This window comes from Hyphococcus sp., assembly GCF_965228385.1.
In the GTDB taxonomy this organism is placed as follows: domain Bacteria; phylum Pseudomonadota; class Alphaproteobacteria; order Caulobacterales; family Parvularculaceae; genus Hyphococcus.
Genome location: NZ_OZ245810.1, coordinates 2,421,025 through 2,435,310 on the forward strand (window position 1 = coordinate 2,421,025; position 14,286 = coordinate 2,435,310).

Annotated in this window: 9 protein-coding genes; 1 reads left to right on the forward strand and 8 read right to left on the reverse strand. The window is 54.7% G+C overall.

The annotated features are described in order from the left end of the window. Nucleotides 1-10: 10 nt before the first annotated feature. The 4 genes from ACQK2Q_RS11310 to ACQK2Q_RS11325 form a co-directional block, all read right to left on the reverse strand. Nucleotides 11-1,132: a hypothetical protein gene (locus tag ACQK2Q_RS11310; RefSeq protein ID WP_425409848.1), complete on the reverse strand. Its 1,122-nt coding sequence runs from the start codon at nucleotides 1,130-1,132 to the stop codon at nucleotides 11-13. Between the two features lie 135 nt (nucleotides 1,133-1,267). Continuing rightward, nucleotides 1,268-2,434: a hypothetical protein gene (locus ACQK2Q_RS11315; protein ID WP_425409849.1), complete on the reverse strand. Its 1,167-nt coding sequence runs from the start codon at nucleotides 2,432-2,434 to the stop codon at nucleotides 1,268-1,270. Nucleotides 2,435-2,499: 65 nt separating this feature from the next. Further along, on the reverse strand, nucleotides 2,500-5,400 hold the full coding sequence (locus ACQK2Q_RS11320) for a TonB-dependent receptor plug domain-containing protein (protein WP_425409850.1): 2,901 nt from the start codon (nucleotides 5,398-5,400) through the stop codon (nucleotides 2,500-2,502). A gap of 219 nt (nucleotides 5,401-5,619) precedes the next feature. Beyond that, complete coding sequence (locus ACQK2Q_RS11325) at nucleotides 5,620-7,323, reverse strand: N-acyl-D-amino-acid deacylase family protein (RefSeq protein WP_425409851.1); 1,704 nt, start codon at nucleotides 7,321-7,323, stop codon at nucleotides 5,620-5,622. Nucleotides 7,324-7,511: 188 nt separating this feature from the next. Between ACQK2Q_RS11325 and ACQK2Q_RS11330 the strand changes: the two genes are divergently transcribed. Further along, a complete protein-coding gene (locus ACQK2Q_RS11330) occupies nucleotides 7,512-8,663 on the forward strand; it encodes an NAD(P)/FAD-dependent oxidoreductase (protein ID WP_425409852.1) in 1,152 nt (383 codons plus the stop codon). A 28-nt stretch (nucleotides 8,664-8,691) separates the two neighbouring features. Here the strand turns inward: ACQK2Q_RS11330 and ACQK2Q_RS11335 are convergent, their stop codons facing one another. The 4 genes from ACQK2Q_RS11335 to ACQK2Q_RS11350 form a co-directional block, all read right to left on the reverse strand. Continuing rightward, a complete protein-coding gene (locus tag ACQK2Q_RS11335) occupies nucleotides 8,692-10,905 on the reverse strand; it encodes a xanthine dehydrogenase family protein molybdopterin-binding subunit (protein WP_425409853.1) in 2,214 nt (737 codons plus the stop codon). Then, nucleotides 10,902-11,891, reverse strand: a complete 990-nt coding sequence (locus ACQK2Q_RS11340; RefSeq protein WP_425409854.1) for an FAD binding domain-containing protein — start codon at nucleotides 11,889-11,891, stop codon at nucleotides 10,902-10,904. The genes ACQK2Q_RS11335 and ACQK2Q_RS11340 overlap by 4 nt, the downstream gene beginning before the upstream one ends. Then, on the reverse strand, nucleotides 11,888-12,412 hold the full coding sequence (locus ACQK2Q_RS11345; protein ID WP_425409855.1) for a 2Fe-2S iron-sulfur cluster-binding protein: 525 nt from the start codon (nucleotides 12,410-12,412) through the stop codon (nucleotides 11,888-11,890). The genes ACQK2Q_RS11340 and ACQK2Q_RS11345 overlap by 4 nt, the downstream gene beginning before the upstream one ends. Before the next feature lie 350 nt (nucleotides 12,413-12,762). Continuing rightward, nucleotides 12,763-14,190: an aldehyde dehydrogenase family protein gene (locus tag ACQK2Q_RS11350; protein ID WP_425409856.1), complete on the reverse strand. Its 1,428-nt coding sequence runs from the start codon at nucleotides 14,188-14,190 to the stop codon at nucleotides 12,763-12,765. Nucleotides 14,191-14,286: the final 96 nt, after the last annotated feature.

Below are 14,286 nucleotides of genomic sequence, written 5' to 3' on the forward strand. Positions count from 1 at the left end.
CTGTTCCTTTCTAGCCTGCGGTAGAGGATGAGTCGGTATCTTCCGGATTGATGACGAAGGCCGGAACAGCTTCGAAATAATACGTCGCTGATATGGAGCGATTTAAACCTGTTTCAGGATCGGGATTGGCGTCGGCGTGCTTACGCAACAAGTGGTAAAGCGCGGGAATATCGCCTGTCACTTGCAGCTCGCCGCCAATACCGATCTGCCCGAACCCGAAATAAATTGGCTCCCATGGCTGATAGCCTCCGATAAAGCCATGAATGTCTGCGCCGTCGTCAAGGTTCATTCGCAAATGAGCATTTTCAAGTTCAAGCACAGGCGCAACGAGCGGATTTTGAAGCATCCTGAAGCGCTCATGTTCCGTTATATGCAACCTTCCTCCCTCGATCTCGGCTTCAAATTCGTTGCGAGAACGAGGATCAGGATCGACGCGGTAAGTCATGTGCGCGCGCGGCGACCCATCGCTATTAGAGACGAGATGCTCGAGCGCTCTTTCAATGCGGATTGTCGCCGGGCCATCTTCTCCCGCGTCAGGACCCGTCACAGTGATCAGCCAGGCTGGCTGCGATTCCTTCGTCTGACCCCAGGCCCAGGCCCAATATGTAGGCCTTCCCTCCAGCGTGCCTCGAAAACTTCTTGCACAACCGAGCGCGCGATACATTTCATGATCAACGCCGGCCTCGCCTGTTACGGGGTCTGTGTAGGCGTCTTCGCTTTCCGCACCGGCGCCGTCGAGATCGAAGCCAAAAGCAAATTTTCCGCTATGCGAGGGCAACATGGGATCGGCGACGGCCGCAGGATGCGTATACGGATTTACCGGCTCGCCGTCGATCCGTCCTCTGCGACCCATGATTTGCATTAAGTCCGACGGCTCGCCCGCCAACAATTTTCGCCGATATTCTGCAATTTCCTCTTCGCTGTAGCCGAGCGGCTCCAAGTTTTTCAGATATTGCAGTTCAACTTCCGGATGCTGGCCGCCTTCGCAGTCCCCTTCCTGGGTGTAGGTCGCCTGAGCAAACCAGCTGATCACATAGCTGCGCGATTCAGCGCTCGCCGGCCCAACCGCAATCACATTAGCGGCTAGAAAACCGAGAAGACGGTTGAAAATCGTTTGCCGACGGGTCGCCATCGCTTGATTTAACTCCCTATGAAGACACGAGGCTGCATCGCTGCAGTCTCGAATTTTTGTTTACGTTACAATAACATTTACGGAAAAACAAGTACGATCGGAAAATTCGTTCCTATCGGAACGCCGCCCTTCTGCTCACTCCACAGATGCGCCATCGGGCTTAGAAGAGGATTTTTTCCATCTCTGAATGCGCTTCCCGGCCGCTTCCGCCGTGAATATGTCGCCATGTGAATTGAATACGGCCTGATGAACGCGGTTGAGCTGACCGGCGTAATGGCCAAAGTGGCCAAACACGCTGAGTTGCTCGCCATCCGAGCGCCGCACGAGCCTGACTTGAAAATTGCCAAGATCGGTCACAGCCAGAATGCGCTCATTCTCGTCAGGCGACAAACTTACATGGCCGACTGTTCCAGGCGGCAGCGTCTTGAGACCGTACCTGTATTCATCGCGAAATTCGCCTTGCGTTGTGAAAATCTGTATGCGGTTGTTGTCGCGATCGCAAACGTAAATGAAATCGTCTTTCGAAAGCGTGATGCAATGTGCGGTGCGAAATTGATTGGCGGGCTCTGCGTCAGGATTATATGCGGGAAGTTCTTCGTCGGTAGGCGGCTTGCCGTATGCGCCCCACTGGCGTTTGAACGCCCCCGTTGAAGCATCAAACACAATGACCCGATTGTTTCCATAACCGTCAGCGATAAAAACTTCATTTGTTTCCGGATCAATGACCATGTCTGAAGCGCCGGAAAGCTGGGAAACATCGAGGCTGCCCTTGGATGGGCCCGAACCGCCGATTTGCATGAGAAACTCTCCGTCAGCGGAGAACTTTAAGACCATGCCGTCGGGGGGCTCGCCATTGCGACCTTCCCGCGTAGAGCTGCCGCCGATCCAGACATCGCCATTATGATCGACAGTAATGCCGTGTTCGACGGTCGGCCAGTCATATCCATCGCCCGGCCCGCCCCACGCACCGACAACCTCTCCTTCGGGATTGAATTCAATCACGGGCGGCGCAGGAAAGCAGCATGAAGATCGCGGCGGCGTCATAGCGGCGCCACGCTCCCATGGAAAAAGCGTGCCCGGCCGGTGCACGATCCAAACGTGATCACGCTCATCGACAAATATACCGCCGAGCTCGCCGATCGCCCAATTATTCGGCAGCGGAAGTTTCGGCCAGCTCGTATCAACTTCGTAATGCGGCGCCGCAGGCGCCGGCGCGTCCAACTCCTCGGCCATAAGCGGCGCGACGGCGCCGCATGCAATGCCGACAAGCGAAAGGCGTATGCATCGCCAAACCCGGTTCAAAATACACCTCCTTGGCCAATAAAAGAAAAGCGGGGGAAGCGACAACCGCCTCCCCCGGAAAGACACTACATTTGGAACCTAAGCCCCGCCCGGAAAACACGCCCAAGTTGATCGTAGAGCGTCGGGTTGGTGGGAGGGACTGCGAAGGCGAGCCCCGTGGGACCGGGCGCGACGACTGCCGGATCCTTGTTTGTCAAATTACGGACCGAAAGAAAGACCTCCGCCTCCGAATTACCTAGCAACAATTTATAAGCGACAGAGGCGTCAAAGTACAAAGCGCCATCAATCTGATTGTTATTGGTCGTTCGCGCGATGGAGTTGGACGTCGGACATCCGCTTGTACACTCGATCCAGTCATTGTCGTAGACGCCGGAGCTTAATCCACGACCAGTCAAGTTAACCGTTAGAGCATCATTCGTGTACGTTGCAGATGCTCTATAAGTCCAGTCTGGCGGTCCGTTTCCGTCATTTTCCCCAACCGAATCAAACGGTGGGTCGATGCCGTTGTCAGTCAGGTTCTTTAGATAATGCGTTGCAAACGCACGCAATGAAATACTACCGCCTACACCGCCAAAGACATCATCAAGATCGGTGACATATGTTGCTTCAAAGTCCAGACCGCGCGCTTTCTCCGTCACGAAGTTAAACGGCTGGGTGCGGATCTGCAGGATAACATCGGCGCCGCCGGGTCCTGGGCCGCGCGTGATTGCATCGCAAAAGCTCTGATCGCCTTCGAAACAACGATCTACGATAAATTGCGCGCCGACTGTACCGATCGCATCGTCGATATCGATCCGATAATAGTCGACAGAAGCCGTGAAGCCGGGAATGAATCGGGGCTGAAGAATAACGCCAACGCCTATCGTATCGGCAATTTCCGGCGTGAGATTAAGGTTGCCCGTCGCCAGACCCTGATACTGGGTATTCGTGTTACCATTGAATGGGTCTGTCACGTTGTTTGTATTAGCGCGCCCCGCCTCGAACAATTCGCCGAGATTTGGCGCCCGGATGTCTCGTGAGCGCGTCGCACGAAACCGAATATCCTCGATCGGTTGCAAGGTCGCACCGACCTTCCAGGTCGTGACATAGCCAGACGAGCTGTAGTTGGTGGCGCGCACGGCGCCGTTCAGATCGAATTGATCTATTCCCCATTGGTCATTGGCAATCGGAATAACAGTCTCGAAGAAGCCTTCAGTTACGTTGTAACTCCCTTCCGTCGGAAGATAGTTGCCGGCGAACCAGCCATTGACTTGTGAAACCGGATCCGTCGAACCTTCCACCTCTTCCCGGCGGTGTTCAATGCCCGCAGCAATTGAAATTGGCCCCGCCCAATTGGACAACGGCTCGCCTTGAAACGTTCCTGCGATCACGTCCTGGGTAAATTGCTGTTCACGCAGCGCCTGCGTGTCGCCTGGAAACAACCAGTCGAGCGCCGCTTGCGAATTTACGCCTATGCCCATGGGGTTGTAAGGGACACATCCATTGTTGGGATCGGTCAGTGTTGACCGGCAGACAATTGAGCCTGAAACCGGATCACGCACGGCGTCTAGCGCCATCGCGAAATTATCCTTCTTATGAACGAAAAGTCCGCTTTCTCGCGTATTTACAACACCTCGCTGCGCGTAAACGTCCCAGGTCCAGCTTGTGCCAAACAACCCGGTTTCGCCATTCGCGCCGACCAGATAACGGTTAGCGTCCCTTTTAAAATCGCTGAAGATAATCGGAAGATCCCCATTGTTCGTGCCAAGACGAAACTCGGTAATGCCGAGAGTCGCCATTCGCGTTGCAACCGAATCTGGAATAAACGGGTTATCGTCTTTTATAACAAGATTGCCGATATTAAACTGGCGCAGCGCCCAGGCGATGTTTCCCGAATTTGCATAGCTGTATTGCGCGAACACTTCCACATCGTCCGCGATTTCATAACTCACGCGCGCGAATATGCTCTGTCGCTGCTGTTCGGGATTAAGCGACGTCGCATCATTGACTTGCGTCGACCGCCAGTCGCCGCCTTGCATATAAGGGTCCTGAACAAGCGATCCGTAGTTAAACTGATACGGGGCGCCATTGGCGCCAAACGCAGTGCCCCGCAAATCGGTATTGGTAATGATCCCGCCGAGCGTAGCCGAACTTAGGCCGACATTTTCCAGCTGCAGCCACTCCGGCTGGCCGTTGGTCGGGGTGTAATTTGGATTAATCATCCGAATACGGCCCTGATCATTCCAATCGCGCGGGACGCCGTAGATGCCTTCATTGGCTGTCGCCTCCGCGCTAATCAAAAAATGCCCGCGTCCGTCCGCAAACTCCGTCCCCGCTGTAAGATTCGCCTTCCAGCTCAAATCATCGCCATAGGTAGTAACGCCGCCTGAGAGCTCGCCTTTTACGCCGACAAAATCCTTATCAAGAATAAAGTTGACCACGCCCGAAAGCGCATCAGAGCCGTAGGCCGCCGAGGCGCCGCCGGTAACGACTTCGATCCGCTCTATAAGGGGTTGAGGAAACTCATTGATGTCCACGGCGCCTGTGTTCAGCGAACCGACCGAGCGGCGCCCATCGAACAGAACGAGCGTCCTGGTGCCGCCCAACCCTCTGAGATTAAGGGAGTTGATACCGGCGCCGCCGCTCGAAAAACTCAGATTTGAGTTCTGCGGAATGTTACTGCCCACAACCGACGGCAATTCATTCGCCAGATCGGCGATGTTTTGCGGCGCGCTGGCGTTAATTTCATCCTCGCCGAGGACACTGAGCGGCGTCGGCGCCTGAAAGCCTGAACGGGATACGCGCGTACCGGTTACGACAATCTGATCATCTCCGGACGACGCTTCTTGCTCGTTAACTTCCTGCAGGCCCTGTGCCGCGTATGCGGACGAGAACGCGCCGCCAATGAGCGCCGCCGTCGCCAGCGCGGTGGCGCTCGCGCCGGCCTTAAAGTAGCGCATACGAATGCGATGTACGGAACTTGTCATAACTTTCCCTCCCGAGGACGCGCACTGAAGCGCAAACTTTGTTCGTTATTGGTTTTGGCCGCCCCTGATTTAAGCTCGCAGTTTTTCGTATCCGCCATTTCAGAGGCACTTTGCGGCTTTAACACGGGAAAATTTATTATTCAATAGGAAATTTTATTGCGGTAGTGCTAAGTTTTTTCCGAATTTGGCTTCGCAGACGCAAGCGAATGGAAGTCTTCGCTATTCACCGGAACGGGGTCTTGAGCCTTTTCGGAGGTGCCGGCCTGGCCGTCGATTCGTCATTTGTTTATTTTGCAGCACAAATTCGCCATTGACGATGACGTCACGTACGCCCGCCGCATACAGAGTTGAATTTTCCCAATTCGAACGCGCCGCAATCTCTTCCTCACTGAAAATAACAATGTCGGCGAAATAACCATTTTGCAGACGGCCGCGATCATCGAGTTGCAGAAAATCAGCCGGAAAATCCGTCATCTTCCGGACCGCCTCCGCCAGATCGAGTACGCCTTGTTCCCGGACAAACTGGCCGAGCACTTTAGGAAAGGTTCCCGTTGATCGGGGGTGGCCGCCATGCGCGTTTTCCTGTTCCGCGAGCCAGGCGCCGTCACTCGCGATCATGGTCCAGGGTTGAACAAGCAAGGTTTCTACATCGCCGCTTGCAACCGACCCCATAGTCGCCAGCGTCGGATGCTCCGATTTCGTAATAACATCGACTAGCGTATCAAAACCGCTTTTCCCGTCTTGGTCTGATAGCTCGGAAAGATGAGCGCCCTCTATGTCGGGGGCCTCGTGGGATTGAACGATACGGATGCTCGTATATCCCACTGACCTGATCCAGCTGAAGCCGCCTTCACGGCCTTGCTCACTCAGACGGCGCGCGGCTTCACGAGTGCTCCGATCACTGAGCGCCTCTTTTATAAAATCCAGCCGCGCGCCCTGTTGTGCTTCATTTCCATCCGCTTCCACGCGCTGATTGAACTTTTCTTCCACCTCTTCGGGCAGAAGGACAATTTCGTGCAAATTTTTGGTTGCCGCGCCGTCATACGGATATTGATCGGCGACAACCAGAACGCCCTCAGACCGGGCCTTATTAATCAAGTCAATCACGTCATCAATCAAGCCTGCATTATGGAGACCGACAACTTTTAGATGTCCGATCTTTACCGGAATCCCTGCGGCGCGGCCGATCTCAATCGCTTCCCTGTCGGAGCCAAGGAGATCGAAAACCGGATTGCGAACATGTGAATCATAGACGCCGCCAAAAGGAGCGACTTCCTTCGCTAAAGCAATAATTTCTTCGGTGGAGCTCCACATGCCGGGCTCATACATGAGCCCGGTCGAGAAGCCGACTGCGCCCATTTCCATTCCCTGTTTGACGAGCGCGCCCATACGATGGAGTTCATCCTCTCGCGCCTCTCGGGGCGCGGGTCCCATCACCTCACGGCGTATCGCGTTATGCCCTACATAGAAGGCGTAGTTGGTGCTGACGCCATTTTCTTCGTAGGCGGATAAATAAGATTGTATATCCCCGGGCGAAGCCCCGCCGTCGGGTCCGCCAACAAATGTGGTAACGCCCTGGCGTACATAACCTTCATTTGCGCCCCTCCCCGGCTTGCCCACATCCCGATCCGCGTGGCTATGCGCATCGATGAATCCCGGCGCGACGACTAATCCCTCAGCGTCCAGTTCCCGCAGACCCTGCCCCGCGTAGCGTTCGCCTACAAAGATGATTCGATCTTGCGCCACCGCAACATCGCCGATGAACGGGCGAGCGCCGGTTCCATCGATAATTTTCCCGCCCCTGATAACAATATCTGCACGGTTGCCGGAATTTGCAGCGGTTTGCGCCTCTGCGCCAACAACGAGAGAAAAAATTGCGATTGAAATTATCAGGATCAACGCGCCCGCGCGGCTTGTCATCATAATACCAAAACTCCGTTTCTACGGCGTAACCGACATAGTCCCGATAAGACAAAGCCAGCTTGAGCGATTTTGAAAGATTGTTTCCGATAGGTCAATCAATTAGCGGTTAAAACGAAACTGCAGTCTAAGTTTGCCGTTTGGAAATTTTCCGATACAATAATCCCTTTTCCACGGTAGAAGCACTTCCAATGGGGCATCAATACGATTTGGCAATTATCGGAGGAGGCATCGCCGGTCTTTCAATAGCTTATGCTATTGCAGGGCGCGCGAGCGCTATTCTTCTCGAAGCTGAATCCGGCATTGGGTATCATTCGACGGGTCGCTCTTCCGCTTACCTCTCCTGCTTCAACGGAACGCGCCTAACGCGGACATTGTCGCGGGCAAGCCTTCCTTTTTTCGAATCGCCGCCCGCAGGCTTTTCTGACTATCCCCTGTTTCAAAAACGCGACTGCCTGTGGACTTGCGCACCCGGCCGCGGGCGGCGATTAAACGCCTTACTCGCTCTGGCGGAATCGGAGGGCAGTCTGAACCGCATAACGCCTGAAATGGCAGCGACATACTGCCCGGCGCTAAAATCCAACCTCCTTGAATTTGCCGCATTGGAGCAGGGATCGGGCGATATCGACGTCGATCAGTTGCAGCAAGCTCTTCTAAAACATTTCAAGCGATCAGGCGGCGTTGTTGAAAATGACGCGCGCGTCTATGAAATAAAGAAGACTACCGGCGGCTGGATCCTGAAAACCGGCGAGCATGAAATTCACGCGTCGGTCATCGTTAACGCCGCCGGCGCCTGGGCCGATGAGATCGCCTCACTGGCTGGCGCGCGTCCTCAAGGTCTTTCACCGTTACGCCGGACAGTCATAACCTTTGACCCTCCGCAAGGGTTAGACATTCGCAATTGGCCATTTGTCGTCGACAGTTGCGAAACTCTTTATTTCAGACCAGACGCTGGCCGCATATTGTGCTCGCCAGCGGATCAGGTTGCCTCAGCGCCATGCGACGCTCAGCCTGAAATGCTGGAAATCGCAACGGCTGTCATGCGGGTTGAAGGAATGACGCACTTTAAAGTTGACAAAATCAAGACAAAGTGGGCGGGCTTGCGCACTTTTGCGCCTAATCGCGAACCAGTAATAGGATGGGATCCTTCGGCGGAAAATTTTTTCTGGTTTGCCGCCATGGGCGGCAGCGGCATACAGACCAGTCCGGCCCTTAGTCGTTTGGCCGTGGGCGAACTGCTGGAGGAATCGGATAACAAAAACGCGAGTCTTTCAAACATTCACATGGAAGCGCTTCGGCCACGGCCCAGCCCGTTTGCAGCCACGAACGCGCGTCATCACTAGTCTATAGAGGGCGAGCGCATCGAAACGTTTAAGTATCACGACTGTCAAAGCCGGCTATCACCTTGTCAAGCGTCGCCGGATATTCACGCACCCTGACGCCAGTCGCATTGTAGATGGCGTTCGTCACAGCTGCGGCGGCGCCGCAAATCCCGAGCTCTCCGATGCCCTTGCTCTGGATGGGAGACGCCCACGGATCTCTTTCGGGCAACAGGGTTACTTCGATCTGCGGCGCATCGAGATTAACCGGCAGGTGGTACTCAGCAAGATCGCGATTGACGATCCGGCCGTCGCGGAAATCATGGACAAGCTCTTCTGTCAACGCCATGCCTATGCCCCAGATCATGGCGCCATAACATTGCGAGGTCGCGGTTTTTTCGTTGAGGATTCGCCCCGCACCGAAAACGCCGAGCATGCGGCGCACGCGTGTTTCGCCAGTAACGGCGCTGACGGCGACTTCTGCAAAATAGGAACCGTAAGTTGCTTGCCTGACATCGTCGGAGGTATCGCCGGGTTTTATATGGCCGAGAGCCGACAATGATTCACCTGACAGAAGCTTTTGCAGCGTTTGCGTATTGTTGCCGACGGTCGCCCCGCCCTTTTCAAGCGTCAGTTCTGATGCATCGCAACCGAAACGTTCAGCCAGCTTTTCGCGCAGGTGTTGACAGGCAAGATAAACAGAAGAACCAGCGGATGACGCGCCGAATGACCCGCCCGATCCGCACGCCGGCGGAAATTCCGTGTCGCCGAGCCTGCATTCGACATCCTCTGGCGGTAAGCCAAGCATATCCGCCGCGATTTGCGTCAGAATCGCATAGGTTCCTGTACCGATATCGGTCATGTCGGTTTCGATAACCGCCGTTGCGTCGCTGTTCAGCGTCACCCGCGCTTCCGATTCGATCAGCATGTTGACCCGCGCCGCGCCGGCCATTCCCATCCCAATCAGCCACTCTCCGTCTCGCACAGCTCCCGGCTTTGGATTACGTCGATCCCATCCGAATTGCTTTGCGCCTTCTTTCAGCGCTTCGACAAAACGCCTTGACGAAAAGGGTTTATCTTCTTCCGGATCGCATTCAGGTATATTCCGTAAACGGAGCTCAACCGGATCAATTTGAGCGGCCTCCGCGAGTTCATCCATGGCGTTTTCCAGCGCCTGCATTCCGATGGCCTCTCCGGGCGCCCGCACCGAACCTGCACAAGTGCGATTTACCCGTGCTGCCTTTAGGCTTAACTTGCGGTTCTCTCCGCCGTAAACAAAGTGGCTCGCTTGCAGGACCGGCTCCAGAAACTCTTCGTCGGGCAGGTTGGAAACCAGCGCCTCGTGGCCAAACCCTGTAAGCCTGCCGTCTTTGTCAGCAGCGAGCCGCAAACGCTGTCGCGATTCCGACCGGCGCATGACCATATCAAAAACCTGCTGTCGCGCCATCGCAACGACCACCGGCCGGTCCAGATCTTTCGCAGCGATCGCAGCGGCGACGGCTTCCGGCGCAATGCCAAGTTTCGAACCGAACCCGCCGCCCACGAATGGCGCAAGGATGCGCACATTTTCCGGCTCGATTTTCAGCGCATCGGCGATTTCATTACGATTGTATTTGAGCATCTGATAGGCGCCGCGTAGCGTCAGCCGGTCTCCGTCCCAGCTGGCGATAGAACAATGAGGCTCCATTGGCGCGCTGTTATGACAGGGTGTGCGGTATACCGCATCGACGGTAAACGCCGCTTCGCGCATGGCTTTGTCAAAATCGCCCTGCTCGGTCTGCTGATCTTCAGGCTCTTCGTGTTCGACGCCCTTTCCTTCGGGATCGAACACCCCGTCTTCCTCGGCGTCATATTCAACTTCCAACGATTGAGCCGCGTGACGAGCGGCTTCAAAACTTTCCGCCACGACAAGCGCGATCGGCTGGCCGTAATAGGCGATCTGCTGCGCCTTCTGGACTGGCGCTTCATTCGCCATGCCTTGGGCGGGATTGCGCAGAAAGCGGTCGTCAGCATAAATTCCAAGTACGCCGGAAAACGTTTGGGCCGCATCTTCATTCAAAGACTTCACGGCGCCTACCGATATTGTCGAACGCACCAGCACGCCATAGGCCGTACCCGGCAGATTCCATTCATGGGCGTAAGTCGCAGCGCCCGAAACCTTGCGCGGTCCGTCGGGCCGGTCAAACGCGGCGCCTGTCAACTGATCAGGAACGTCATCCAGAATACACTCTTCAACCGGCGCATCCATCGTAAATGTTTTTGTCACGCCGGCGCCTCCATGCCGCACGCCTCAGCGAGCACTGCGGTCAATGTCCGCCGCGTGAGCGGTATCTTGAAATCATTGTCGCCCTGGCCTTTCGCGTCCGAAAGGAGAATATCCGCCGCCTTGTCAAACAAGGCGAGCGACGGCGCCTGACCGGTCAATGCTTTTTCCACCGCTGCGTCGCGCCAGGGTTTATGCGCCAGACCGCCAAATGCCAGCGCTGCATGCGCAATCATTTTTGATTCCACGCGAATGACGGCTGCGACGGAAACCAGCGCAAAAGCATAAGACGACCGGTCGCGAACCTTGCGATAGATGTGACGCCCCTGAACCGGCGGCGGCAGCGTCACCGCAGTGATCAGATCGCCCGGTTCGAGCACGTTGTCTTTTTGCGGCTGGTCGCCGGGGCAGCGATGGAAATCGGCGACAGGAAGGGTGCGTATTTCACTGTTCGCCGTCAGTATTTCCACTTCTGCGTCAAGCGCCGTCATGGCGACCGCCATGTCGCCGGGATAAGTAGCGATGCACGACTCGCTGGCTCCGAGTATGGCGTGAATTCGATTAAAACCGTCTTTCGCTCGACAGCCGGAGCCCGGTTCGCGCTTGTTGCAGGGCATCGCCGGATCGTAGAAGAAATAACATCGCGTACGCTGACAAAGATTGCCGCCTGTTGTCGCCTTGTTGCGCAGCTGACCGCTTGCGCCCGCTAAAATAGCGCGAGCGAGCACGGCGTAATCGCGGCGAATTACAGGGTTTGCGGCGCAATCGCTATTTGTCGCCAGAGCGCCGATGCGTACGCCGCCATTTTCGCGCTCGCTGATTTCGGTCATGTCCAGCCGGTTAATATCAACCAGACGGTCGGGCGTCATGATTTCGAGTTTCATAAGATCGAGCAGGTTCGTGCCGCCAGCGATAAAAGTTGCGCCTTTCGCGGCTGCGCCTGCAGCGCCGGCGGCGTCATTGGGCCGGACGTAGTCAAATGGCTTCATTCGGCTTCCCCGGAGGTCTCGCGAATTGCGCGAACGATATTGGGATAAGCCGCGCAGCGGCAGATATTACCGCTCATGCGCTCGGAAATTTCCTCATTTGAGAGACTGTTCAATTCGTCCAGCGACTCTGAAACGTAGCTGGGCCAGCCCGCGCGGGCCTCTTCGAGCATTGCTTTGGCGGAACAAATTTGTCCCGGCGTACAATAACCGCATTGAAAAGCATCATGTGAGACAAAAGCCTTTTGAAGCGGAGATAAATTTCCTGGACCACCCAGCCCTTCGATTGTCGTAACTTCATCGCCGTCATGCATACAGGCCAGGGTCAAACAGCTATTAATCCGGCGACCGTTTAGAAGAACTGTGCAGGCTCCGCACTGACCGTGGTCGCAGCCTTTTTTGGAGCCAGTCAATCCCAAGTGATTACGCAGCGCATCGAGAAGCGTCGTTCGCTCATCGGCCTTGAGAGTATATTTCTCGCCGTTGATATTGAGAATAGTTTTTTGCAAAGACGCCTCTAGCATAAGCGATGCTGAGTAAACCCTTTTAACAATGAAAGGTTGCACCAGAGGATCGAGTTTTTTCCTACAAATTTTTATGCAACAGAATCTAGATGAGCCTGAGTGATGGACTGTCTGATATCGCCACACTCTTTCCATGGATCGGTTTTCAGACGCTCCAGACGCGCGCCGATTTCGATGACTTAGCAAGATAGCGGTCCGTCGAGGTTGCGGCGAGTATCTGTGCGAGGCCTTTAGCGAAAATCTTCACGTCAGGCCACTCGCGGCGGCGCTCCATGGCGCAATGACATGCACACGTGACCTTATCTCTATGTCCGTGAATACGAGCCCGTGGCAAGAAACACCCGATAATGTTATGTTGTGATCGGCGCTATTAACGAAACGGCGTTGACGATGTGGGGCTGCGTATACTCATGAAAGCCGGATTCGCCTAATTCACCCCCGAGGCCGGACTGTTTGGAGCCACGAAATGGAATATTTGGATCAATAGCCAAAAATTGATTAACCCAAACAGTTCCCGTCTCAATTCTTTTTGCAATGTCGATGGCGCGCTTGACATCCTGTCCCCAAATGCTTCCGCCCAAACCATATTCTGAATTGTTGGCGCGATCGACGACTTCTTCGATATTATTGTATTTTAAAACTGGAAGGACAGGCCCGAACTGTTCTTCACGCACCAGCCGGGCGTCGTCATCCAAGTCACGAACGATCGTAGGAGTAATAAAGTAGCCGTCCCGATCCATGACCTCCCCTCCGGCGATAATGACCCCGCTGCGCCGCGCATCCTCCAGCAATTCGCGAACACGCTCATATTGTTTTTGATTTTGCACAGGCCCAATTGTCGTACCTTGTTTCGAACCATCATCTACTATTGCTGATTTTGCTAATTCAGCAATCGCCTCGCAGAACTCATCATAAATACCTTCAGGAACATAGGCGCGCTTTATCGCGACGCATATCTGGCCTGCATTGGTCATTGCGCCATGATATACTTTTTCAGCTGCAAGCTTCGGATCGATGTCATCGAGGACAATCGCGGCGTCATTACCGCCAAGTTCTAATGAAACCCGCTTTATATTGCTGGCGGCTGACGCCATGACACGCCTGCCTGTAGACGTTGATCCAGTGAATGCAATTTTTGCTATATCGGGATGGATCGTCATCGCTTCCCCGAGATCGTTCTCGTCGCAGATAATATTTACGACGCCGGGTGGAAGAGTGTCTTTGCAAATTTCGCCGAATAAAAGTGTCGTCAGCGGCGTTGTCGGCGCTGGTTTCGCCACTATGGTATTGCCAGTCACGAGCGCCGGCCCCAGCTTGTTCATCAAAAGAATAACTGGGAAATTCCAAGGCATAATCGCACCAATCACGCCCAGCGGCGTACGATGCTCAATAACTCGATTATCACCCTCTTCGCGCAAAACTTTTTCTTCGAGACGCATTTTTGCAAACGCGCGCAGGGTAAATACCGACCCCATAATTTCGTACATCGCCTGGTCGTGAGGTTTGCCTTGCTCGCTGGTCAGCAGATTGGCGAACTCAATTGCGCGTTCTTCAAGCTGATTTGCAAGCGCCTCAACCAGTGACGCCCGGTCTTCAATAGACCGTGCCGACCACCCGGAAAATGCGCATTTTGCTGCAGCGACGGCGTCATTCAATATTGTCTCATCCGCTTTCGGACATGATGCAATGGGTTTTTCGGTTGCGGGGTTTATTACGGCGAACGAAGACACGCCATGCTTCAATTCACCATCGATCAATAAGTAATAATCACGCGGCATATTTTCCTCCTATAGTGGATTCGAAAAACTTCACTTTGTTTGAAACATCCGCGCGTTCTCAATTGGATGGCGCGTGTTGAGCAAGTTAGTCCAAGA